Below are 23,013 nucleotides of genomic sequence, written 5' to 3'. Positions count from 1 at the left end.
ATGCTCAGGATCCTTCTTGCTCAGACAGTGGGTCGATGAGATTCCCTTCCGCATCTTTCGGGAAATACAGGTTGGAAAGCTTCAGTAAAATGGCTTCGAGCATTTCGTAATACGCGTTTTCCTGAAAGGTAGATTTCTTTTTTCGTAACACTTCTATTTCTGCTTCAAGTGCGTCGCGTTCCTGGCGCTGTTCCGCGGACAGACGCTTTTCCTGTTCCGATGGTATCAATGCTATTTGATGGGCACGAAATCCATCAGCGTCCATTCCCGTCTTGGAACGTTTCGTTACCCGCACTCCACGAAACCAATCGGGCGGGGTACCGAGCTTGTCACCGTTATCATCTAACAATGCATGCTCGGACGATAAGCGTCCGGCTTCCGTATAAAATGATTCTACGCGATCCGACGTTGTGAGGAATGCCTCGAGCAGTGAGGTTTGTCCGTCCTGGTCGATGTCACCGTCTGATTTGGCGAGTACGTTGGCAAAGTATTCTCCGAAACGCGCGTAGTTGATTTCATCCGGATTTCTCGTCCCTGAAATGATAATTCGGTTTGGCCCCGACAGAGCTGACATAAATGGGCTGCTGGCTGATCCGCCATGAATAAAGATGAGCGTACGATCCATCTTTGGTATCCAGTCTGCGAGTTCTTTTGAAGAGATGTCAGGTCCTTTGATGTTGAGGTAGGCATCGCGACGATTGTAGGTGCCGTGGCCAATATAAACGATCCATGCGGGAGCCGCTGATTCTGTATCCAGGTCCTGGATCCACTTAAGAATCTCTTCTTTGGGGGTGGATGCTTCGCTCGTGTTTCTTCCAATAAAATCGACGACCGCATTGGTAGCCTGGCCGGCTTCTTCCCAGGCTTGTGCGGCTTCTTCAAATCCTTCGGCGTAACTGGCTTCTCCTGGAGCGCCTACGATAACCAGCACTTGATGGTCGGTTGAAGCGAACCCACTCAGGCTCGCGAAAAATAGCAAGGATACAGGTATTCCAAATCTCATGGTAAGCCTCGCAATCTTCTGACGCCCCATTCGAGAAGGAAGCAGGTTAGGATGGCCAGAAACCACCAGCTCTTATGCCAAAGAGGCGATGAGTAAGTTTCGGTGATAGGTGCAGGATTCCGGGTTAGCAGGTCATTCAAGGAACTGAGTTGCGAATATCCCAATACTCGGCCGCCTGTCTTGTTGGCCAGGTTTTCCAGAAGGTTCCTGTTAGGTTCAAGTGAGCGAAACTCTTCTGCTGCAGGGTCGAGCACCCAGCCGGCTTCCGAGGATCCCACAACGGCTCCTTCTGCATTGGTTACCTCAAGCGTAGCCAGATAGGCGCCAGCATCACGAGCGAGGAACTCAGCAGAAAAATGACCCGGTTGGTCGGAGACTGGATCGGCGATGACCGATACTTCTTCGAATCCGGATTCTTCGCCCGTTTTCGTTTCTATCTTGGCAACCCGTTTTATAGTAACACGAGCCTGGGCCAGATCAATGGGAAGATAGTCTTTGTCCCGGGCAATGATCTTTAACTGCATCGTTTCGCCGGTCTTTACGGTATTCAACTCCACTTGCGCCAAATTATCCGTGACCAGCCAACGTGCAAGTTGACGCCAGAAACGGGCGAGATCGACTTGTTCCTCTGCTCCCTTCATTCCCCAGCGCCAAAGATCGCCGAGAGCCAGAGCTGCAACGCGACCCGAACCAAATTGCTGCGCGACCAACCCCGGATACCGGTTACCCGTGCGATCAACTGCTTCCGCCAATACCTGGGCACCTGGTTTCAGGCTGCTGAGTGGGTTGAGAACTTTAAAGGGTGGCATGGCATTGAGTCGCTCTCTTTCCTCGGACTCGATTGGGCGCACTCGGACCCAAGGTTCTACCCAGCCCTCGCGGGTAAGCTCCCATTGCAAATCCGTACCTGGTAAAATGTCTGGTTTGCGGTCCAAATGAACCGGTAACGCACTCGCCAGTGGTGTGTCAGCATAGTTTCCGTTTTCCAGGGAATCGGCACCTCCCAGGACGAGGAGTCCGCCTCCACGCTCGCTTGCAAATCGTCTTAGGAGGTTTTGTTGATCGAAAGAGAAAAACTCCGCTTCCAGATCGTCAATGATCACTGCATCATATTCGAAGAGCCCCTCTGCTGTTTTAGGAAACCCACCAACGAGCTCATCTTGATCCCTCGTATTGACACGAACCAGTACCGGTTGATCGTAGCGCTCCGTTTCGTCCTCCCGCCCGAAACCGCGGTAAAGTGGGTTACTTGATTCACCCGAGCGGCCTTTAAATTCGAATTTAGGTTCCCGTTTAGCCACGCGAATAAGTCCAACCAGGCTTAGCTGATGATCTTCTGCTAATGCCCGGTTGAGAAACTTAAACTCCCAGTTTGGGCGCCCACTCACGTAAAGAATCCGATATTCGTCTTGCCCCTGATCAATCATAAACAGGCGACGATTATTTAAAAGTGTGGCTTCTTCCGGCGATGCCATATCTTCCATGAGATTAGTCTCTGCTTCGGCCACAGCTGCCACTTCGTAAAATTGAATACCCGTCTGCAATGGCCGCCAGCGAAAGTTTAGACTTTGAGGATCGCCGGATGATTTAGGTGAAATACGAACAGGCTGGGGGAGGAAATCTTCGTCCTCCTCGGCATCGAGAATGGATTTTGTGTTCAACGACTTTACACGCACTTCCATTGCTTTTCTGAAACCTCCTCTGCTCGCCACATCGGCCGTCAAGGTAACCGGTGAATCGTCGAAAGCCGTTTGTTTCAATTCGATGCGATCTATACTGACGTCCGGCATAGAGCCGGGATTTCCGACCACGATTGGATAAATCGGTGGTAAGTCCGGGAGTCCTGCCAGGCTTTCTTCCATGTCGGTGGCGTTACCATCGGTTAGGACGACAACTCCTGCCAATGGAAGCCCCTGGTAACGGTCCTTGAGGTTTTTCAACGCCAATCCCAAGTTGCTTCGATCTCCCTGGAAATCCAGTTGGCTGAAATCTGGAATACGTCGCAGGTCGCGATCAAATTGGTAGGGGCGGATTTGAAAATTGTCTGTCAATTGCGCCAACCAAGCACTGTTCAAACCTGTTAAATGGTCGAGCAACTCTTCTCCACGTGTCAGGTCGGAGCCTGTTTCCTTTAGTTGGAGTCCCTGACTATTGTCAGCAATGACTGCCACTATGTTAGCGCCGCGTGCGGCCCGCTTACCTGTCCAATGAGGTTCGAGTAAGAAAAGAAGAATGAGCAAAATTCCCAGCACGCGGAAACCGAATGGTAACCATTCGCCAATGGTTCTACTCCCTAAAGGCTTCCAGGCGGTCCAGGTTAAAAATAGAAGAATGAAGGCAGCCGGAACTAGAATCCACCACCACCCGGTGTTCGTGAATGTCAATGAAGCAACCGTCATGAATCTCCCCCCAGGGCTTCGTAGTAGTTCTTCACAGAATCCGCATATTTGGGTGGAACCGGATCCCGGTCGATGGGTTGAAGCGTATCCGGGCTGTCTTTACGAAGTAGTTCCTGATGTACCCAGGACTCAACTTCGCGAATGGGTTGAAGTATCGAAGTGTCAATGTCTCCCCATTTTGGTGGGGTGCCGTGCCTTTTGAAATCTGCCCGAAACTGCTCGGCCCTTTCTCTAGCCTGTTGTATCTGTTCCCGGGCTTCCGGAAGTTCCATTAATTCTTCTATGGTCCGCAAGCGTTCGTTCCAATCGACAAACCCCTCACCGGTTATGGGCCCATCCCATCTGCGGTTCCCTTCCGAGATTGAACGGATGATATCGTTTAAATTCTGTAGTTGATTATTTCCACCACCACCGGTGGTTCCGCCGGTTTGTTGTCCACCACGCTGGCCTGGTTGACCGGGTTGCCCGTTTGCTTGGCCTGGTTGCTGTCCATCTTGTGCCAAAGATCCGCCTGGTTGCTGACCACCTTGTTGTCCGGATTGGCCAGGCTGTTGACCACTTCCGGGCTGTTGACCCTGTTGGCCACTGCCTGGTTGTTGGCCACTGCCTGGTTGTTGACCGCTGCCAGGTTGTTGTCCTGGTTGCTGACCACCTTGACCGTTTTCCGATGGCTGTCCCTGACCTTGGCTTTGAGCTTGAGCGAGTTGACCTTCCTGTCCCTCGCCCGGTGTAGAACCTGGTTGTTGGCCGTCTGGTTGTTGACCTTCTTCTCCAAGTGTTTGTCCGGACTGACCTTGCTGACCTTGCTGACCTTGCGAAGATTCTCCAGCTTGAGCGAGTTCCCCGCCTTCAGGGCGTTCTTGTTCTAATTCATTGAGCAAATCATTTAGTTCTTCCTGGGCAAAACGCAGCGCTGTGGTTTCGTCGCCCATAACGGATTCTGCCGCTTCGGATACCGCGCGTTCCAGTTCATTTAAGGACGCCTGCAAACCGGGTTGCATATTCTGGGCTTGTTCCAAAAATCCTCGGCGTACCAGTTCTTCGGCGACACCAAGGTTATCCTTCGTGTCGCTTTGATTTTGGCGTCTTAGAATGTCGTACAGTTTTCTGTGGAGTGTCGGTTCCCCGGATTCTGAGTCTTCCGTGATTTGTCTTAAATCGTTCAGGAGTTGTTCCAGGTTTTCTTGTTGTTGGCTATAACGTTGGGCGACTTCACCCCGTTTCCCTGATCCATCCAGACTTGGGATTTTGTCCTCTTCAATTGAATCAAGCTCCTGCGACAGGTCTCTTTGTGTTTCTGCCAAATCTTGTGCGGCGTCGCGAACCTTTCGCATGGATTCGGAAAACTGACTGGAGGTCGATTGACGAAAATCTTCTTTTAGTTCTTCCAGGTTTTCTTGAGCACGGCTCCCGGATGCCAAGGCTTGGGAAACCTCTCCTTTTTCCAGAGCTTCACTGATGTTGCGCATGTCCTCCCGGGTTTCGTCGAGCCTCTCTTGTGTGTCGCGTGTATCTCCATCGGTAGGCATTTGGTCCATTCGCTGGCGAACTTCGTCCATTTGGGTTAACATTTGGCGTTGCTCTTCTTCCAGGCGTTTTAATTCCCGTTGAATTTTATTACGTTCTTCTTCATCTTCTGCGGCAGCCAGCGCTGTTTGAAGTTCCTTGAGACGATCGTTCATCTGGCCTTGCCTACGTGCCAATTCACTCAATCTACTCAGCACCTCCAATTCTTCACGCTCTTCCGGCGTAGTCATAGCCTGGGCCTGACTCTCGGTTTCGTAGCGGTTTTCATCTTCGTTAAATTCGAGTTGATTCAACTGGCGCTGATTGCGGTTATTGCCGCCTCCGCCACCACCGCCTTGTTGCCGGCCTTGAGTCACATTCATTTCTCGTGGTCTAAGCCTCAGAAGCGACTGATAAGCACCTTGTGTTGCCAGCCATGCTTCGTCTATCGAGTTGTCTGACTCTTCCTCCAGAGCTTCATCGAAGGCACTGATCGCTTTCTCCATAAATTCCAGAGCATCGGTCGCGGCCGCCAGAAGTTTTTTGTCTTCCTGCAATTCCAGAATCATTTCCTGTACTTGCATGCTAACTTGTTGCTGCGATTCCAGCAGGACTTGCGTGTCTTCCAGGAATCCCGGATCTCTGTCCCCACGTTCTTTTAATTTGAAAGTGGCGATAGCGATATTGCGTTGTTGGTCGAGGGCTTCTTCTTCCTGGCCTCCCTGTTGTCCCTGGCCTCCTCCGCCACCGCCTTCGCCTTCCCGATAAATTTCTTCAAGTGGACGGACTTCTGCGTAGAACAGATCGCTGGTGCTTCGTCTTTTTTCACCTTCTGCTCCGAAATCATCTGCCCAGGCAAACCATGTAACGAGCTGATCGATCTCGACCGCTGCATCTTCCAAAGCATAGAGCTTTTCAAACTCAGCTTCCAGCTGGTCTGTATTGTCGGATTTTAGAGAAACATATTCTGGGCTGTTTGCGCCGATCGTCACTGCAAGACCGTAATCAACCAGGCCAAAATCATCATTGGCTTTCGCTTCAAAAGCTAATTCCTCTATGGGAGATACGGCCTGGTCGCCTCTGGGGAAATTGAGTTTTAATTCTGGTTTTTTGTTTTCGCGTACGGCGATGCGGATGTCCGGCGGGTACGGGTTCTTACGCCCTTGGTTATCCGTCAGGTGAAGATAATAGCGCAGGTCTTCTTTTAAGACAAACTCAGTATTGAACTTGGTTTTTTCCGGATTTGCCGCGGCCAACTGGATGCGGTTGCCGGCTTTGTCTACCAGCTCCACCTTCGCCAGTGGTTTGTTTACCAAGAATTGGTATTCCAACTTTGTGCCTTCAACGGCGCTTACGCGTCGCGTGTCTTCTACGAGCTTATCCTTTATTCCAGTGTAGTCAGGATAGTCTAGAAACGCATCAGCCTGGACTAAGGCTGGGAGGTCATATACTTCCAAGCGGTAGTCATCGGTTTCTTCGCCCGGGTATTCGACATGGTAATGGGATGATTCTTCGACCGATTGTAAGGTGTATGCAAAAATTGGATCGGACAAACTTTGTGCCATGGCATGGCGCATAACCACACCGTCATCCTGCCGCACAACCAAGGTGGCAGACCTGGCGACATTACCTCGAAAACGAATCGCAATCACCACAGCCGATCCTTCCTCGATCTCGGTGTTACCCGGAGTCACCTCAACTGAAGAAATGAAAACCGGCATACCGGGGGCATTGATGGAGATTTCCCGGTCTTTTGTGTAGAAAGTGAGCGCGGCAATTCCGACGAGAAGACTCATCGCGGCCAGATAGGCCGTTTTGCAACGCGTCCTGGATTCCTTTCCTACATCCTCCCAGTATTGAAACAAGGAAAAATGAAGCGTTTCTTTAATCAGCTTTTCCTGAAGGAAATTTAATCCCTCGCTTGTGCGCTGTTGTTCCAAAGCCGTCGTGAGAAGTCCTTCGACTTGCGGAAATTTCTTCTCAACTGCTTTAGCCGATTCGGAATAATCAAGCGGTAACTTCAGCTTTGAGATGTAATTATAGAATAAGGTTATCAGGGTTATTCCGCAAATGATCGGAAATGCCAAACCGCTGAATGAAGGGAAGAATAGCCTGAGTACAAGAGTGAAAGCGGCCAGGCCTGAAGCGATTAGCCATCGGCGGGCTCCCAATCGATTTGCCTTATTTTCTCGCAGACGGTGAGCGGTCATCAACAGCTCCTTGCGAATGCGGGGATCGATGGTTCTGGGATCTATTTTGTTCGGTGTGCTCATGCTTCGGCTGGAGTAAATCCTCTGCGGCTAATCTTGATTGAAAGGAGGCTTTCGAAGGCCAGAAAAAGAGCAGTGCCAATAAGTAACCAACGCCAGAGTTTTTGTTCGCCTTCCAGTTCGATGGCATTTTTTGCGGCTGCTTGTTGTTCAGAAATTTCTTCCGATATAAGATGCTGACTCGCCTCAAGTGGCACACCTAGTTTTTCCCAGGTATCGAAAGGAAGTGAGTCGATTCGGCTTTCCTCATGTGGAATATTTAAAGCTACCCAATGAGATTCCCCTTCGCTGCCAAGCTGATAGAGCCCTGGTGCTTTGGTTGAGTTGGCATCAATGACGCCTGATCCGAGTGAAGTCCAAATGACTTCGCCATCACCGGCAAGTTGATCTGATTCGTTGACGAACGCCATGGTCGGTAGGGTAGGTCCACCCAGCGATTGCTCGATCAATTCTTGAAACCAAGGAACAAACTTTGATGATAACACCCATTGGCTGGCTTGAGGAGTCCAGTCGCCGCCCCAAGCAATTAAGGAACCGTCTCCGACTTTCCATTCAACCACCGCAGCAGGGCCTTCGTCAAATTTTGCAAGGATACGCGCTTCTGAATTATCCGGAGCCAGCAGGGTGTTCGCATTCCAGAATCGTATATTGGTGAAGTTATTGTAGCGCGGATCGGCGAAGATCTTGAATATGGGATGCTCGAAATCTATGGTTCCGAAGAGTCCATAGTTTCGACTTAACTTCGGGCTTTTCCAGCCAGCTTCTCCGGTAATCGATTCTATGAGTTCGATTTGAGAAGGGTTCGTTAAAAGGAGTAGAGCGGTTCCTCCGTTGGATAAAAAAGTTTGTATCCCACGTGCCTGAGAGTCGGTGGGTGTTTCGCCGATAAGCAATAGCGATGCCGTGTTCTTTTCCCAATTGGCTTCGGCAGTAGTGATGGAGATTTTAGGATCCTTCCAGCCGGATACGGCTCGTTCCATATAGAAGCGTGCGGCCTTTGGATCGTCCGATGCTTGGGAACCGATGAATGGCAGGGTGGCTTCGCGTTTGTTTTTTGGTGCCACATAAAAGGTGTTATCAAACGGTTCTGAATCACCCTCAATCTGGATGGTAAGTGGATTGGTCTGATCTTCCGGAATTTCCATGATAAACAATCGTTTGTCGCCAACCTGGGAATACACTGTTTGTTGCTGGCCTATCAATTGACCTGTTACCGCGTCGATCGCCTTCAAAGTGATGGTTTGATTTTCACCTGTGGTGATTAAACTCAGGCGTGCGTTTCTGGGGCCTTCGCCAATCTTCGACCAGCCTAACCACTGTAAGCCTGCGTTCCTGGTTTCTCCGCCAACGGTTGGCTCAAACTCGACCACGCAATTGTCCGGCCAATCTCTTCCGGCCAATCCGGTTAGTCTACTGCCATTAGTCAGGTCTGAAAAAATGCGGATGGTTTTTTTTGCGTTTGTTCCGGTATTTTCGGCGAGTTGCTCCAACTCATCCAGACCGGTGTCGATTCCCGAATCGAGGTAGGTGGCTCCCCAGCCTGGTTCCCTATCCTTTAATACACTGCGTACAAGGGGTACTCTTTCCGATGAAGGCGTTTTCTCCCAGAGTTCGTTTGAAAGGATATAGCTTACCTGATCCGACACACCAATGATGCTCAACCGGTGATCTTGCCCGGTCTCTTCCACCCAGTTTATTAATTGTGATTTTGCCGCCTCCCATTGACCGGTTCGACGCATACTTGCGCTTTCGTCGAGGATAAGGACGGTATGGTGTTCTTGATTGTTTTCCTTCAAAAGGGGGACATCCCTTTTTAGGAATGGACGCGAAAATCCAAATGCAAGTAATGCGATGACCAGGCACCGAAGCAGCAGCAACCACGGATGCTGAAGATTACTTTTCTTTTGCAGCCGAGGTGGAGATGCACTCAAAAATTGAGTCGAGCTGAACTGCACCTTGTTTCGGGTAGCTCTGCGTATCAGATGAAAAATGACAGGACCGACTATGGCTGCCGCACCTAATAAAAACCATGGAGAAAGAAAACTCATCCCGACCTCCTGTGGTTTGCGCGAATTGTCTTTCGGGCCAGGCCGCCGGACTTAATCATATCCAATAAGACATAATCCAACGGTGTATCGGTGGATGCCATTTGAAAGGAAACGCCGCGTTCGTCGAAACTCTTTTTAACCTTTTCCTGATGTTCGGACAATTTTTCCAGGTAATCTTTTCGTGCCACATCAGGATCGATATAAACCCTTTTCCCCGTTTCCAGGTCTTCCCACTGTGCGGCTGTTCCGAAGTCCAGGGATAATTCTGCTGGATCAAGAATTTGAATCGCTCGCACATCATGGCGCATGGCTACCAGGTGGCTGATCTCCTTTTCCCACTCGGACGGAGGTGTTAGGAAATCCGAAATGATAAGGATCAGACTTCGCTTTTGATTTAGGAGTGCCACCTCTTCCAATGCTTGACCGAGATTGGTTTCATTACCACGGGGTTCACGTTGGAGTTTGGAAAGTAATAGGCGTAATTGTCCGGGTCGCCAACGTGCCGGCAGGTAGTCGCGTACTTTGCTATCGAAAATAGAAAGGCCCACCACATCGCGTTGTTGGATGAGGAAATAAGCCAGAGTGGCTGCCAGGCTGCGCGCATAGTCGGCTTTGTTGTAGTCCAGAGACCCAAAGAGCATGGAACGGCTCGTATCTAGAACTATGTGACACCGGAGGTTCGTTTCATCTTCAAACTTCTTGATGTATTCCTTGTCGGTTCGGGCCAGGGCGCGCCAATCGAGGTAACGTAGATCGTCGCCCTGACTGTATTCTCTATACTCCGTAAACTCTACTGAGAACCCTTGAAGTGGACTTCGGTGAAGTCCTGACCACAGACCCTCAACCACCACACGGGCACGCATCTCCAAATCGCGAATAGCGAGGAGTGCTTGTGGGTTGATTGCAGTGTCGGACGGCATTATTTTAAAGTTGGAAATATTTCGTTGTGTTAAGCCTGCTTGAGTTTGGTTTCTGGAACTGCTTCGATGAGTTTGGAAATCACGTCTTCAATGGTTATGCCCTCAGCTTCGGCCCGGTAGTTGAGTAGTATGCGGTGGCGGAAAACGGGTGCTGCCAGTTTGCGAATGTCATCCGCTGTGACGTGAGCTCGACCCTGCCAAAGCGCGAGCGCTTTACCTCCGAGGACCAAGGCCTGGGCGGCGCGGGTACCGGCTCCCCAGTTGATCCAACCTGCGACAAAGTCAGGTGCGTTTTTGTCACCCGGGCGAGATGCGGCGGTCAATCGAACAGCGTACCGTACGATCTCTTCAGAGACAGGCACTTGACTAACCAGTTTCTGAAAGGCGAGGGCGTCTTCGCTGGTGAAAACCGGTTCAATGGGTTGTTCGAGCCGCGCTGTGGTTTGTTGAACAACTTTTACTTCGTCATCTTCCGGTAGGTAATCGATCAAGACGTTAAATAGGAATCGATCGAGCTGCGCTTCAGGAAGCGGATAGGTGCCTTCCATCTCGACCGGATTTTGGGTGGCTAATACAAAGAACGGTTCACTCAGGACGTGGCGTTCACCCGCAGCGGTTACCTGATGCTCTTGCATCGCTTCGAGCATGGCAGCCTGGGTTTTAGGAGGCGTGCGATTGATTTCGTCGGCCAGTATTATGTTTGCGAATACCGGTCCTTTAACGAATGTTAAAATCCTTCCATCAGGCGTGTCGGTGAGGATTTCTGTTCCTGTGATATCGGCCGGCATCAGGTCCGGCGTAAACTGAATGCGTTTGAATTTCAGTTGAAAGATTTTGGCGACAGATTTTACCAGAAGAGTTTTCGCTAAACCGGGAGCTCCGGTTAGCAGGCAGTGACCGCCACAGAGTAAGGCAAGAAGTATTTGGTCGATGACCGCTTCCTGCCCAATTATGACCTTACCCAGCTCCTTCTTTACGCGCTCGCGGCCTGCCTGTAGTCGCTCGTATGCGGCTTCGTCTTTTTTGTGAGGGGTTGGTTCCACCGCAGTCGGGGTTTCCTTGGCTACGGCAATTTCCGGCTCAACGGCGGCGGGTTCAACCGCAGGTTCGATTGGGGCTTCTATTGCTGGTTCTGTTTCGGGATCGGTATCACTCATGAATTGTTTAGTTTTGATAAAGGGTTAGTGGGTCATGACGTAGAAAATTATATTGATGCCCATGGGGTAAGCTTTCTTTTCGGCAAATTCGCGGAAATACCATTCCGATTCTCCTTCACGTTCCCAGCCATCGCCGAGATCTGTATTTTGGCAGACTAGCAGCATGAGTCGACCTTCATCATCGAAGATACCACGATAATGGACGAAACGTGCATCCTCCCTTTCCCAGGTGATGCCTGATTCACGGTTCCATACGGCCGCACGGATGCCAGGGACTTGCGGCTTCTCTTTTAAGTCGAAAACAATATGAAAAATGGGGTGTTCGATGGGTAGGTCGATCAGTTCCCGGTCCGGGAAGACTCGTTTAATCTCGTAGTAAACGTTTTGCCATTCGTTTTCTCCCCAGAAGTCATCAAACATGAGAAATCCTCCGTTGAGCAGGTATTTCCGCAACGAAGTAACTTCCGATTCACTCAAACTCATGGCCCCTGGCTCAACGATGTACAGAAACGGGTAATTGATCAGGTCCTTCTGATCGAGGTTTACGACCACTGGTTCAGGACTGACCTTCATGGTCGTCATTTGTTGGAGTCGAAAGGCAAGGTTCATTTCCGCATCCGGGTAGTCTACATCCCAACCGCCACCACCACGACGACCACCTCCACGTCCGCCGCCAAAACCTCCGCGACCTCCGTAGGACGAGTATCTCACCCGGGCAAACGTGAATACGTCGTGCTTGAATTCAGGGTCAACCTCCCACGTTGGTATGCCAACTTGGGCAGCTCTGTACTGGGCATGAAGAATAGGTATGCAAGCGACGACCCCCCATAAGGCCAACCCGGCTCCAAGGAAGATCTTGTTTATCGATTTCTTTGTTGTATTGGAAATACGGTTACTCATGGGCTACGGGGATCTCCAGGCCATGGATGGAAGATTCTTTTTTGGCGGGTTGATTCAACGTGTGTAACAATTTATATGCTTCGCGATAGCGTGGTGCCTCTTCCAGCGCCATGAGCACATGTCGACGTGCGTTTGAAGCATCGGACATAGCCATCTGTTTTGCCACTCTATAATGAACGGAAGCAATATCGGGTGGGTCGAGTTTGACCAGTATGCTTCCTGCTTTAATTGCTTCCTCCGGATTGCCCAATTCTTCGTCGGCTCGAAGCAATCCGCGCCAGGGCGTTTCGGCCAAGGGGTTAATCGCCAGCCAATTATCACTCCAATGTTTGAGTGCTGGCCAATCTTCCGCCTCAAAGGCGATGGTCAATAAACGGGTAACAGCAACCAAATCGTGCGCATCCTTTTGCGCGATGGTTTCCAGGGTAGCTTTTTCTTTTTCCAGTTCCTCCAGTTTTTGGTAAACGTAAGCGAGTGACCCATGCGCATTGCCTTCTCCTGGAATATAACCGGCTCCTTCAATGAGGGATTCCAATTGTTCACGCGCGGATTCCCACTCTTCTTTTTCGATGAACTCCAAAGCTTTTTCCAGGGCAGCTTGGTAACTATTGTCTGTGTTTATGGCTGACAAAGCTTTTTCGAGCATCGTCTCAGGCGTGGAGAGCTCGTATTCGCCACCAAGTTTTGTTGCCTCAGCACGAGACCAGGCGGAAAAAGTGCGATCCAGATAATCAATAGGTGCGACATGCTCGTTCAACGCGTCGTTTGTATTGACCCCATCTCCCAAAGCGCGGAGGACTTTTTGCATAGCTTCTGCCCCATAGCTTTCGAATAAAAACTTTACCACAAGGTATGACTGAAAATAGGCGAACTGAACATCTTCACCGTCATTTGCCTGGAGGAAGGCAGCGCTCATTTCACTGATTGCCTGAGTCTCCCGGTCAAGGATGCGTTTCCGGTAATCGATGGTCATCGACCGGCCCCAGGAGGGATTTTCCTCGAGCTCTTCGTAAACTGAAATTCCTTCGCTCAACCAACGCGGCATGCGATTGCGGGTCATCTTTAGAGTAATGGTGTGACAGAATTCATGCCAGAGCACCGACTCCCAGTTTGCTTGTCTTGTGGCGGGGCTGTTCACCGTTACTACCGGGCCGAAGCACACGCCCAAGTATCCCGGATTACCCGGCATACCAAATGTGCGGACGCCAAAGTCGCCAGGATTCGGATAAATTTCGACGGTTGTTTTCTCTTCGAGTTGGATCCCGTAGCGGTCTGAAAGTGTTTCATAAGCCCGTTCGAGTAAATCGAGCGCCCGGTTTCCATAAATAGGGGCTTCTTGTTCGCCCATTTTTAGAAAGAAATTTTCCGATTCCAGTACGACAAATCCATCCAACTTATCACTGAGAGTGACAAGATTGAATGCCTCCACATTGTAGGGATCGTGGTCGTGTGCCTTGTGTGCCAGAACCCAGCCTTCCTTCTCCGTTTTGGCACCCAGGCGCAATAAGTCCTGGGCTAGTTGTAGTTGGGCCGGAGCAAAACCGGGGTCGAAAGCCAAAGCGCGTCTTTGAGCATCCGCGCCTTCAGCGAACCAATACTTTTGGGAAAGCTTACGACCGATTTGGTGATCGACCCTTGGATTGGTTTTCCATGATGAAAGGGCCGTATCTCGATACATTTCCGCAGATAGCGGATCATTTTCCAAAAGAGCGATGACGGTTAGTAATGCCAACGCATCAGGATGAATCGGATTTACCAGCAGTGCGCTATTCAGAAACTCGGTAGCATCGTCATAGGCTTCAGCGTCGATGAGATGCTCCGCCATAAGCAGCATACTGGGCACATGGTTATCATTGAGTCCGAGAGCAGATTGGGCAAATTGCACCAGTTGGGTGCGATCACCATTCATGAATGAAGCAGCCAAGCCGGACCAGAGATCCGGGTCGTCGGGCGAAAGCTCGAGGCCAGCCTGAAAGTTTTGTGATGCCAGTTTGTAATCGTTTTTTTGCAGAGCCAGGTTTCCGGAGGCCAGGAACGCCGATATGGGAGGGTTATTCATCTCCTTGGCTCGTTTATAAAAATTCTCCAACACGATTCGTGGTTCAACGCCAAGTTCCAGGGCAACATCGCCTAACTCAATCAACGCATCTGGACTGCCAACGCGACGAGCCCACATTGAGAAGTAGGAATTAAGCATGTCCCGGTGTTCAGCCACTTCCTCTGGTCTATTGTTTAATTTAGCCACTTCGATAGCCAGCAGGCGGAGTGAAAGACTGTAGCTGCGACGCGCGAGTCCTTCCAGTATGGTCTCGTAGGCCTGCTCGTAGCGGCCAAGGGTTTTGAGTGTTTTCCCATGTAAAAACCACCAAGTGTCGTTCCACGGATTTTCCTGAGTCTGAACTTCGAGCTTTGGCAGAAGCTCTTTGTAATCGCCTTGCTTAAATAGCAACTGCGCATCTTCCCACGAAATATTGGGTTCGTCCACTGGTTCCCTTTGGGCAAAGGAACTGAGGATCCCAAAACTCATATACAAAAAACATCCGGCGAGCGTTCGGCGGATGATATGGGGAAAAAGGGTAAGCACAGAAATAAAATTTAAAGAATGGGAAATGATCGCAAGTGAATAACGCGATTTAATGCACAAGAAGTTACATTGACCAGTCATTCCTTGGGTGATGCATGTGAGGGAAGATTTTTCGATGCGAATCTTTCCTTTTTGTCGGAATCATTGCAAGCAGCTTAATGGCTTTCAACTCGATTAACGAAGATCAGTGATACCGTCTGGAAATGTTGTTTTTATCAACTCAACGGGTCCTTTGTTCGATTGGACCTAAGCTTTGAGATACCGATGAGAATCAAAACGGGCCAGAGTATTGCCGCAAGCTTGAGTTGGACGGTAAAAGAAGTATCTGAAATAAACAGCATTGATGATCCTGAATGTAGCACTCGGGTGACGCAATGAGTGACTGTAAGAAAGGCTGCCAAAAACAATACTTTCTTTAAGTTGCTCCTGGTCCTGGGATTGTCATATCCCGAAGCGGTTTGGGCTCCATTTAGAGGGTAAATAAAAAATACCAGGTAGACGGCGATGTGGGCCGGGAAAGGGATATTTAGAAACAGTGTATTCGCCCAGTGAAATAGCGAAACGAACACTATCCATATGCGCCAGGAGGTGCGCCCCAACACCAGGAAAAGAATACCACTCACTTCGATGAAAACGGCTGCATATTCTCCGGCTTCGAGCAAAATGCCCGGTGTTTTCAAGACGAAATTTGCCAGAAGGAAATCTCTTCCAAGAGTGAAGTGACCTCTTAGAAACCAGGTATGGAATCCGCTGGTTTCCAGGTCGAAATCGATCCATCGAATCGCCTTCTCCGCACCAGCGCTTAACATTCCAAAAGCTATGACCAGCGCTATGAGTGATATGGGCAGTTGATGATTCTTTACCGGCTTGTCCGGAATCAATGCAAGCTGGGTGCCCCAGTTGGAAAATGAGAACAGTAGTAGTGAAACCCAGGGGAGGAATGAATGATCGATTTTTCCAAAGCTGTACCCAAAGCTCGATACTACAAAGTAGCTTACTCCACAAATGAGGCCACACCACCTTGTTTTAACCCCCGCAGTTATGCAGAGGATAAGAACGGGCGTTAGAAGGTCGTAGGCCCAAAAGAGTGCTTGTGGAGGGAATCCATTAAAAAAGGATGCAATACTAAAAATCGGAGGATCAAAAAAGGTTGGCGGGGTTTCGCCAATCCAGGAGTAATGAGGGGTGTTGATCAGCAGAAGGCTGAGTCCGAACACTATTCGAAAAACAGAGGCTTCGTAGATTGGCAGCTTCGTAGCATTTTCAACCCGCTGCCAAAGAAGGGCTATGCCATCATCCGCGTATTGAAATATGTTTTTCATTGATGGTTTTGAGGTCCTCCATCTCGTTATGGTATTGTTTGATCCGCGCCTTGATCGTGCGGAGCCGGATTTCCTCATTACTGCAACCTGCTTTGAGCAGACGTTCACTCAACCATTGGCGCGTCTCTGCTCGATCTGAATCGGTAAATGTTGCAAACTTAAGCCTGATCCTGTTCTGAAAATACCGAAGGTGATCCATGGATTTATGATCCGGATTAAGTCCGAACTCATTCTGTACAAGATCAAATAAAAAGTGGTAGGGAATAGGATCGATGAACGTTGTTGGATCGAGTCTCTTAAATGAACCCGTCTCCCGATCGATTCCGGAAATCTCAAAATATACAAACTCATAGTAACCGTCCTTCAATTCATACCATTGTGCTCCAGATGGAAATAGTACCGACGGGTAGATCTCATAGGAATCTGATATCCATCTGAAAAGGAAAGGAACTCCCAGAACGATCCCTGCTATTCCGAGCGCTACTAGGTGTTTATATCTACCAAGCATGTGCTTTGTTTCTGAGAGTCCTCATGGAAACGGATGGAATGCTTGCAGGTGAGATACGGCAGAAAGTTAGCCAGGATTTCACAAATTTGATAAAACTAGAGAACGAATGGTTAGAATGTAAATCCGGTCGTTCCATGGATAAAGCTTGAGAGTCTTAATTTTCTTTGAACAAGCGCACATCCCGTTGTGGGAAAGGAATGCCAATGTGTGCTTCTTTAAAAGCTTTGTAGACTGCCATGTTGGCCTTAAACTGGATTCTGTGAAAATGGGAAGTGCCGACCCAATACCGGTAGCCGATATTTATGGATGAGTCTGCGAATTCTTTTATCCCCACTTCGGGTAAGTGATCTTTGTCGATATATTCGATTGCGCTTAGCGCTTTTGCAATGACCGCAATCGCTTTTTCAGGATCTCCACCGTATTCGATTCCTATAACACCCTCAGCGACTCTGAAATGATGGGAGTTGGTCAGGATTTCACCGAGAACCCGGCGATTGGGAATGGTTATCATTTCTCCGTCCTCAGATTCCAGCTCAGTATAGCCGAGGTGAATGCAACTGACGAGACCGGAGACAGGACCCCGTTTATCTAAGATAGTGAGAGTATCATTTAATTTGAATGGGCGGGTAATGATGAGGACTATCCCTGCGCCGTAATTGGAAATGGGGCCTTGAACAGCCAAACTCAAACCCAAGGCACTGGCACCTAAGAGAGCTACGAAAGGTGCGATTTCAATTCCCAGCTTGTTGAGTGCTATTATCAGAAAAAGGACAATGACGAACAGCTTGGTCGTGGAGGAGAAAAACCGCTCCAAGGTTACATCAATATTTCGTTTTTTGCCTCACTGTTTTTCCTTGCGGGTGCCATTCTAAACTTTGGCCAAGCCTACACCGGAACATTTTATGTGCCAGATAACGAGGATGGCATGCTCATCACCCTTAGTGAAGATCAGGGGGTATACTCGGGGACATTTCGTGGGGAAGGTGAAGTTCATCAGGTAGCCTGTAAGTTGGAAGACGGTCTGTTGGTCGGCACCATTCTCGGAAAGCCTCTTCATATCACCATGTTTCAAGACGGTCCCTATCTGGAGCTCACATTGGTTGGCATGACTTGGGGTGCCTTGATCGATCAATCGACGGCGCGTACCTATGTGTTGACCCTTCAAGGTGAAACCTCTTCAGCTGCGGCCAACTACGTGCAATCGACCTTGGCAGGTGAGCAGACGGTTATCTTTAACGGCCAGATTCTTAGCCGGAGACAACTCGAGGATTTTTTTAAGCAATACCAACGTTATCCTCGACCGGGAAGCTATTGGTATGATCCAAACAGCGGCCTGTACGGTGCGATTGGATACGATGCGTTTGGTTACATGCGGAAAGGGCACGACTACGGTCCTCTCCAATCAAATGTTTCCAGGGGCGATTCACGTCTCTACGTAAATGGTCGCTGCTTGTCCAAACGCGAGGCAAGAGTCTGGGGGCAACTCATGGGGCAGGAGCTTGGTCCTGGGAATTACATTTTTGATGAGCGGGGTTCATTCAGTATCGAAGGTAATCGGGGCTCTCAGTGGAACCTGTTTGATCTGGCTGAAAAGAACACGAGCGGATTCCACGAAGACTTAGAAAGTAAACATTGGACCTCACGTTTTGGGCGTGGTCGTCGAGGTGAACGTGATTGGGATGAATTTATCAGCGTACCGGGGTTTGGTCCTGCTGATTATGGGTTCGTCGAACCGGAAGAGGCTCCTTAGAATTTTGAATATTATCAACCCAGGGATGAAATCATATCTGGAAACCAGTATTGATGGTGGTGAATCCTGGTGGATCCGCTCCAAACAATATTTAACCAGAGAATAAAGATTCTTTGTTTTATTTATTTGAGGGAGGGAAAAACCGTGAGCTTCCTATCTCAAAGCGAGCTACTGATAAACTCTATCAATCCCGTTGGATAGATCCCCAATCCGACTACCAGGATGGCCAGAATGATAAGCCCCCAACCTTCGGCCTTACCGATGGTAAGTTTTGGCAAGCCAGGTGTATCGTTCGATACGAGAAATGCTTTCAGAACTTTGACGTAGTAATACAAGGATACCGCAGACATCAGGAGCGCCACCGCGATCAGCCAATAATAGCCATCCGACCAACTGGCGATTTCCGGCTGTGAGCCAATCGCTGCCATAAAGAGATATAGTTTCCCGACGAATCCAGATAAGGGAGGAATGCCAGCCAAAGACAGAATGAAAATCAAGAATAGCAGGCTGAGTCTTGGATTCTGTTTCCAGCAGCCGTTGAAATCGGAAATATAGGCTTCGCGTCCCAGTCGATTGTTGATGATACCAATAACCGCAAAAGCTCCAAGTGTGGCGAACGAGTAAATGACGATATAATAGAGCATGGAAACCTGGCCGTCCTTGTTCGCCGCAATGAGACCGATGAGCATGTAACCGGCATGCGCGACGCTTGAGTAGGCAAGCAATCGCTTAACACAGGATTGGCGCAAGGCACCTATGTTGCCAAGAACCATGCTGAGGACTGATACAATAACCAGACCTTTGATGAGGGTATCGCGGTCCACTGAAGATTCGAGGATCGGTCCAAAGAGTTGGATTAATACAAAGAAGCTCGCGATCTTGGAGCCGGTAGCAATCCAGGCTGCTACCGGAACAGGCGCACATTGGTAGGTATCGGGTGCCCACAGATGGAAGGGTGCGGCGGCGATTTTAAAACCGAGCCCCACCACAAGGCAGAGCGACGCTATCAGCAGGTAACTGGAAGGCGCTGTTTCGATAGCACTTGCGATACCGTCGAAATTAAGTGCGTGGGTGGCACCATAGAGGTAGCTGATTCCAAAGAGCAAAAAGGCCGAGGATACTCCACCGATGGCAAAGTATTTGATGCCCGCTTCGACAGAATATCTTTTATCATTTTGAAAGGCCGTTAGTCCGTAGAGACTGAGGGATATCAGTTCTATCGAAACAAAAAACATGATCAGGTTTTGAGCCGTGATCAGGAAACCCATGCCCAAGGTGCTGAGCAAAATCAGGCTAAAATATTCGCTGACGTGTTTATTGGGAACTTGAGGCTTCGCGAATTGGATGACGAAAAGCGCCAGCGCAAATACCAGTGCTTTGAATCCCAGAGTAAGCGGTGTTAAAACCAGCTGGCCATCATAAGTCGTCGGGGTGGCGGTTGCGCAGCAAGCTGAACTGAATTGCCCAAGGACACCGGCAAGTCCCAGGAGTAGCGCGATCGAGGAAATCATTGCCGCTTTGTTGCTTCGGGTCTGTCGGCCGAGGTTTTTGTATTTGGTATAGTCGAACCCGAGTGCTACAAACATGACCAGAACCACAAGGAGGTCGGGAAACATAGTTTGTAATAAATGTAAGTAGCTCATTTCAGAATTCTATTTTGCTGCAGTTGCCAGCGCCTCCAAAATCGGTGCCAAACTGGGTTCAAGGATAACAGTGAGCAGGTTCGGATAAATCCCGATCGCCAATGCGAATGACAACAATATCCCGCAACCCAATTTCTCAGGGATAGTCATCGGCGCATAGACTTCATTCGGGTTATGCGCAGGTGATGAGCGGAAGAAGGCTTCATGAATCTTAACCAGGGTATAGGTAAAGGTCGCAAGAATGCCGAAACCTGCCAAAATAATGATCCAGATCGAAAATTGATCCTGATTCCAGGTGCCAATTAACACGTGCAACTCCGAGACGAATCCGCTGAATCCGGGGAGCCCCATGGAAGCAAGTCCAGCCACAATAAATACCCAGCAGATTCCAGGCATCCGTTGCATGAGGTTGTGGAAATGGTCAAGTTGGCGTGTATGCGTGCGTGAGTAAATGACCGTGCCAACAATGGCGAAGAGCAGGGCACCGATGATGCCGTGGGAAAACATTTGGAGGGATGCTCCCATGAGTCCCACTTCATTTAGCGTGGCGAGTCCGAGCAGGACAAACCCCATGTGACTTACGCTGGAATACCCGATGACGAATTTAAAATCTTTCTGCACGAGAGCGATCAGCGCGCCGTAAACGATATTGATGACTGCGATCCAAGCGACGATGGGTGCCCAATAAATAGCTCCTTCCGGTAGCAACCCGATGGCGACTCGCAAACAACCGTAAGCGCCGAGCTTCATCACGACTCCGGCCAAAAGCATGGAGGCCGCGGTAGGTGCGGCCACGTGACCGGTGGGTGCCCAGGTATGGAATGGCCACATGCCTGCGAGAATTCCGAAACCGATAAACAAGATCGGGAAGACCACCAGCTGAAATTGGGATGAGAATTCTCCTTCAGCCATCAGCTGGATAAGGTCGAACGTCTGTAATCCGGATCCGAAATAAAGCGCGATTAATCCCAGCAATGCCACTGCGGAACCTACAAAAGAAAACAACACCAGCTTCATGGCCGCGTAGGCCTTTTCACCGCTACCCCAAATGGCGATTATGAAATACTTGGGGACAATGGCGATTTCGTAGAAGACAAAGAGCAGGAACAAATCGAGTGATAGGAAGACTCCGAATACGCCTCCAATAAGCGCGAAGTAGTAGGCGAAAAACTGGTTCGCCCGATCCTCTATGGTCCAGGAAAACAACACCCCGCAAACCGCAATGATTCCGGTCAAAACGAGTAGGCTGATACTGAGCCCATCGACGCCGATCTTGAACGTGGCCCCAATCGCAGGAATCCAGGTCAGATCAATCATTTGCTGAAATACTTCACCGGACCGATCGAGATATTCAAAGTAACATTGCACCGCGGCGGCGAAAGTTCCCAGAGCGGTAAAGAGAGCCAATGAGCGGATCAGCCTAATGTTTTTACTCGGGACGAAACCGATTATGGCGGCGCCTAGAAAACTTAAAATGACTGTGAGTAGTGCAATCATTTACGGAATAAAAAGCGTGGTGAGCGTTTGAATAAATGGATCACTGAAAGCCAACCAGGTGGAGGGCGACACTCCGATCCAGACGGTCAGCACCAGCAGAGGTGAAATATAAAGCACTTCGCGGTAGGAGATATCGGGGAGACTGCTTTTTGCCTCACCTGCTTTTCCGGTGAAGATCCGTTGAATGATGGTGAGGAGAAAAATAGCCGTGGCCAAAAGTGCCAGTAGTGCAAATACGGTATGAAAGGGAGCCAGAGCGAAAGCTCCAGAGAAGACGAGAATCTCCGCGGCGAACCCGGCCAGAAACGGAAGTCCCAGGGACGAAAACACCAGGAAGCAAAATACAAATGCATACCTCGGCATCACGGCACCCAGTCCGCCGAATTCTCGTATGTCACGTGTGCCACTGATGTCCTCTAATTTGCCGGCTATATAAAAGAGACCGGCAGCTCCAATTCCGTGGGCAAACATTTGCAGGATGACTCCCTGCATGGCTATTGCCGGAGCGTTTATCTTATCAGGTCCCATCGCCGCACCGACTGCAAATATACCGAACATGCAGTAGGCCACGTGGTTTAAGGATGAGTAGGCGAGCACGCGTTTGATGTCTGTTTGGCGCAAGGCAAGAAATGCACCCCAGATAATCGTTACCAAAGCAATGGTCAGTAATACTTCTGAAAATTCTCGAATCGCTTCTGGGAAAACCGGAACCACCAAACGGAGAAATCCGTATACCCCCATCTTCGACATTATCCCGGTAAGTATCATGCTTACCGGAACGGGTGCCTCAGCATAGGCAGGTGCCTGCCACATATGCAGTGGGAAGAGTGGAACTTTCACCCAAAGTCCGAGGGCGATCGCAACAAAGATTACGGGATAAAGTCCGCCGAGTTTTACTTGGATTAATCCTTGGCTGGCCAATTGGCGGAGTTCGATAAAGTCAAAGGTGCCGGTTTTCAGGTAGAGGAAAACCACCCCCAGCAACATTGCCACCGACCCGAGTACGGTGAATACAAAGAAGTTAATTGCCGCTTTGTGCCTTCCTTTACCTCCATAGAGTTTGATAAGGAAAAACGCCGGTACCAGAGCTGCTTCCCAAAAGATAAACCAGTGGAAAAAGTTGAGTGCGGTAAATGCGCCGTAAAGCGCGGTGATTTGAACGGACAGAAGACTGAAGTAGGTCTTTGCCTTTTCATCCATCTTCCAGGAGGCGAGTACGAAGATAGGTGAGAGGATGGCCACCAGAATAACCAGCAGCATATTCAATCCATCGATACCAACAAAGTAATCCACGCCGATCGACGGTATCCACGCGTACTTTTGTACAAACTGAAGTCCGTCACCAGGAACAAATTGAAGCGCCAATGAAATCGCCAGAATGGAAGAAGCCAACGCACCTATCAAAGCAAGAAGCTTTATGAAGCCCTTATTATTGCCCGGCGTCAGGACAATCGCGAGGGCTGCCAGTAGCGGGAAAAATGTGATAATGCTAATCATTGAATACGT

General features: G+C 49.6%; 15 protein-coding genes. 1 reads left to right on the top strand and 14 read right to left on the bottom strand.

What is annotated here, in order from left to right; all coding sequences use genetic code 11:
• Positions 1 to 4: 4 nt before the first annotated feature.
• From O3C43_06950 to O3C43_06900, 11 genes are all read right to left on the bottom strand, one after another.
• Positions 5 to 1,003: a hypothetical protein gene (locus O3C43_06950; protein ID MDA1066225.1), complete on the bottom strand. Its 999-nt coding sequence runs from the start codon at positions 1,001 to 1,003 to the stop codon at positions 5 to 7.
• Positions 1,000 to 3,402 (bottom strand): hypothetical protein, encoded by a 2,403-nt coding sequence (locus O3C43_06945; protein ID MDA1066224.1) that lies wholly within the window; start codon positions 3,400 to 3,402, stop codon positions 1,000 to 1,002. Before O3C43_06945 ends, O3C43_06950 begins: the two co-directional genes overlap by 4 nt.
• Entirely contained in the window at positions 3,399 to 7,181 is a 3,783-nt protein-coding gene (locus tag O3C43_06940; GenBank protein ID MDA1066223.1) for a hypothetical protein, read from the bottom strand. Before O3C43_06940 ends, O3C43_06945 begins: the two co-directional genes overlap by 4 nt.
• Positions 7,178 to 9,226 (bottom strand): BatA domain-containing protein, encoded by a 2,049-nt coding sequence (locus tag O3C43_06935; protein ID MDA1066222.1) that lies wholly within the window; start codon positions 9,224 to 9,226, stop codon positions 7,178 to 7,180. The genes O3C43_06940 and O3C43_06935 overlap by 4 nt, the downstream gene beginning before the upstream one ends.
• Positions 9,223 to 10,146 carry a DUF58 domain-containing protein gene (locus tag O3C43_06930; protein MDA1066221.1) on the bottom strand — a complete coding sequence of 308 codons (924 nt, stop codon included), beginning with the start codon at positions 10,144 to 10,146 and terminating at the stop codon, positions 9,223 to 9,225. Before O3C43_06930 ends, O3C43_06935 begins: the two co-directional genes overlap by 4 nt.
• A 29-nt stretch (positions 10,147 to 10,175) precedes the next feature.
• Entirely contained in the window at positions 10,176 to 11,303 is a 1,128-nt protein-coding gene (locus O3C43_06925; GenBank protein ID MDA1066220.1) for a MoxR family ATPase, read from the bottom strand.
• A gap of 24 nt (positions 11,304 to 11,327) precedes the next feature.
• On the bottom strand, positions 11,328 to 12,203 hold the full coding sequence (locus O3C43_06920; GenBank protein ID MDA1066219.1) for a DUF4159 domain-containing protein: 876 nt from the start codon (positions 12,201 to 12,203) through the stop codon (positions 11,328 to 11,330).
• A complete protein-coding gene (locus O3C43_06915) occupies positions 12,196 to 14,730 on the bottom strand; it encodes a peptidase MA family metallohydrolase (protein ID MDA1066218.1) in 2,535 nt (844 codons plus the stop codon). Before O3C43_06915 ends, O3C43_06920 begins: the two co-directional genes overlap by 8 nt.
• A 272-nt stretch (positions 14,731 to 15,002) precedes the next feature.
• Complete coding sequence (locus O3C43_06910; protein MDA1066217.1) at positions 15,003 to 16,109, bottom strand: hypothetical protein; 1,107 nt, start codon at positions 16,107 to 16,109, stop codon at positions 15,003 to 15,005.
• Positions 16,081 to 16,617, bottom strand: a complete 537-nt coding sequence (locus tag O3C43_06905; GenBank protein ID MDA1066216.1) for a hypothetical protein — start codon at positions 16,615 to 16,617, stop codon at positions 16,081 to 16,083. Before O3C43_06905 ends, O3C43_06910 begins: the two co-directional genes overlap by 29 nt.
• A gap of 154 nt (positions 16,618 to 16,771) precedes the next feature.
• Entirely contained in the window at positions 16,772 to 17,431 is a 660-nt protein-coding gene (locus tag O3C43_06900; protein ID MDA1066215.1) for a mechanosensitive ion channel family protein, read from the bottom strand.
• Positions 17,432 to 17,521: 90 nt separating this feature from the next.
• Here O3C43_06900 and O3C43_06895 point away from each other — a divergent pair, with 90 nt between their 5' ends.
• The gene (locus O3C43_06895; protein ID MDA1066214.1) at positions 17,522 to 18,367 is read left to right on the top strand and encodes a hypothetical protein; all 846 of its coding nucleotides are present in this window, start codon (positions 17,522 to 17,524) and stop codon (positions 18,365 to 18,367) included.
• Between the two features lie 158 nt (positions 18,368 to 18,525).
• On the opposite strand, the gene O3C43_06890 is transcribed toward O3C43_06895, so the two are convergent.
• Genes O3C43_06890 through O3C43_06880 form a run of 3 tightly spaced genes read right to left on the bottom strand, consistent with a single transcriptional unit; the run spans position 18,526 to position 23,004 of the window.
• On the bottom strand, positions 18,526 to 19,983 hold the full coding sequence (locus O3C43_06890; GenBank protein ID MDA1066213.1) for an NADH-quinone oxidoreductase subunit N: 1,458 nt from the start codon (positions 19,981 to 19,983) through the stop codon (positions 18,526 to 18,528).
• Positions 19,984 to 20,019: 36 nt separating this feature from the next.
• Positions 20,020 to 21,507: an NADH-quinone oxidoreductase subunit M gene (locus O3C43_06885; protein MDA1066212.1), complete on the bottom strand. Its 1,488-nt coding sequence runs from the start codon at positions 21,505 to 21,507 to the stop codon at positions 20,020 to 20,022.
• Positions 21,508 to 23,004, bottom strand: coding sequence for an NADH-quinone oxidoreductase subunit M (locus tag O3C43_06880; protein MDA1066211.1), 1,497 nt, complete (start codon positions 23,002 to 23,004; stop codon positions 21,508 to 21,510).
• Positions 23,005 to 23,013: the final 9 nt, after the last annotated feature.

The organism is Verrucomicrobiota bacterium (assembly GCA_027622555.1).
In the GTDB taxonomy this organism is placed as follows: Bacteria; Verrucomicrobiota; Verrucomicrobiia; order Opitutales; family UBA2995; genus UBA2995.
Note: the sequence above shows the minus strand (reverse complement) of the source record. Positions and strands in the feature narration are given on the sequence as shown.

Excerpts from the sequence above, each read along its gene's own strand:
- O3C43_06920 (MDA1066219.1), bottom strand. The coding sequence starts at position 12,203 with ATGAGTAACCGTATTTCCAATACAACAAAGAAATCGATAAACAAGATC.
- O3C43_06940 (MDA1066223.1), bottom strand. The coding sequence starts at position 7,181 with ATGAGCACACCGAACAAAATAGATCCCAGAACCATCGATCCCCGCATT.
- O3C43_06890 (MDA1066213.1), bottom strand. The coding sequence starts at position 19,983 with ATGTTTCCCGACCTCCTTGTGGTTCTGGTCATGTTTGTAGCACTCGGG.
- O3C43_06885 (MDA1066212.1), bottom strand. The coding sequence starts at position 21,507 with ATGATTGCACTACTCACAGTCATTTTAAGTTTTCTAGGCGCCGCCATA.
- O3C43_06905 (MDA1066216.1), bottom strand. The coding sequence starts at position 16,617 with ATGCTTGGTAGATATAAACACCTAGTAGCGCTCGGAATAGCAGGGATC.
- O3C43_06915 (MDA1066218.1), bottom strand. The coding sequence starts at position 14,730 with ATGAGTTTTGGGATCCTCAGTTCCTTTGCCCAAAGGGAACCAGTGGAC.
- O3C43_06910 (MDA1066217.1), bottom strand. The coding sequence starts at position 16,109 with ATGAAAAACATATTTCAATACGCGGATGATGGCATAGCCCTTCTTTGG.
- O3C43_06930 (MDA1066221.1), bottom strand. The coding sequence starts at position 10,146 with ATGCCGTCCGACACTGCAATCAACCCACAAGCACTCCTCGCTATTCGC.
- O3C43_06945 (MDA1066224.1), bottom strand. The coding sequence starts at position 3,402 with ATGACGGTTGCTTCATTGACATTCACGAACACCGGGTGGTGGTGGATT.
- O3C43_06880 (MDA1066211.1), bottom strand. The coding sequence starts at position 23,004 with ATGATTAGCATTATCACATTTTTCCCGCTACTGGCAGCCCTCGCGATT.
- O3C43_06950 (MDA1066225.1), bottom strand. The coding sequence starts at position 1,003 with ATGAGATTTGGAATACCTGTATCCTTGCTATTTTTCGCGAGCCTGAGT.
- O3C43_06925 (MDA1066220.1), bottom strand. The coding sequence starts at position 11,303 with ATGAGTGATACCGATCCCGAAACAGAACCAGCAATAGAAGCCCCAATC.
- O3C43_06935 (MDA1066222.1), bottom strand. The coding sequence starts at position 9,226 with ATGAGTTTTCTTTCTCCATGGTTTTTATTAGGTGCGGCAGCCATAGTC.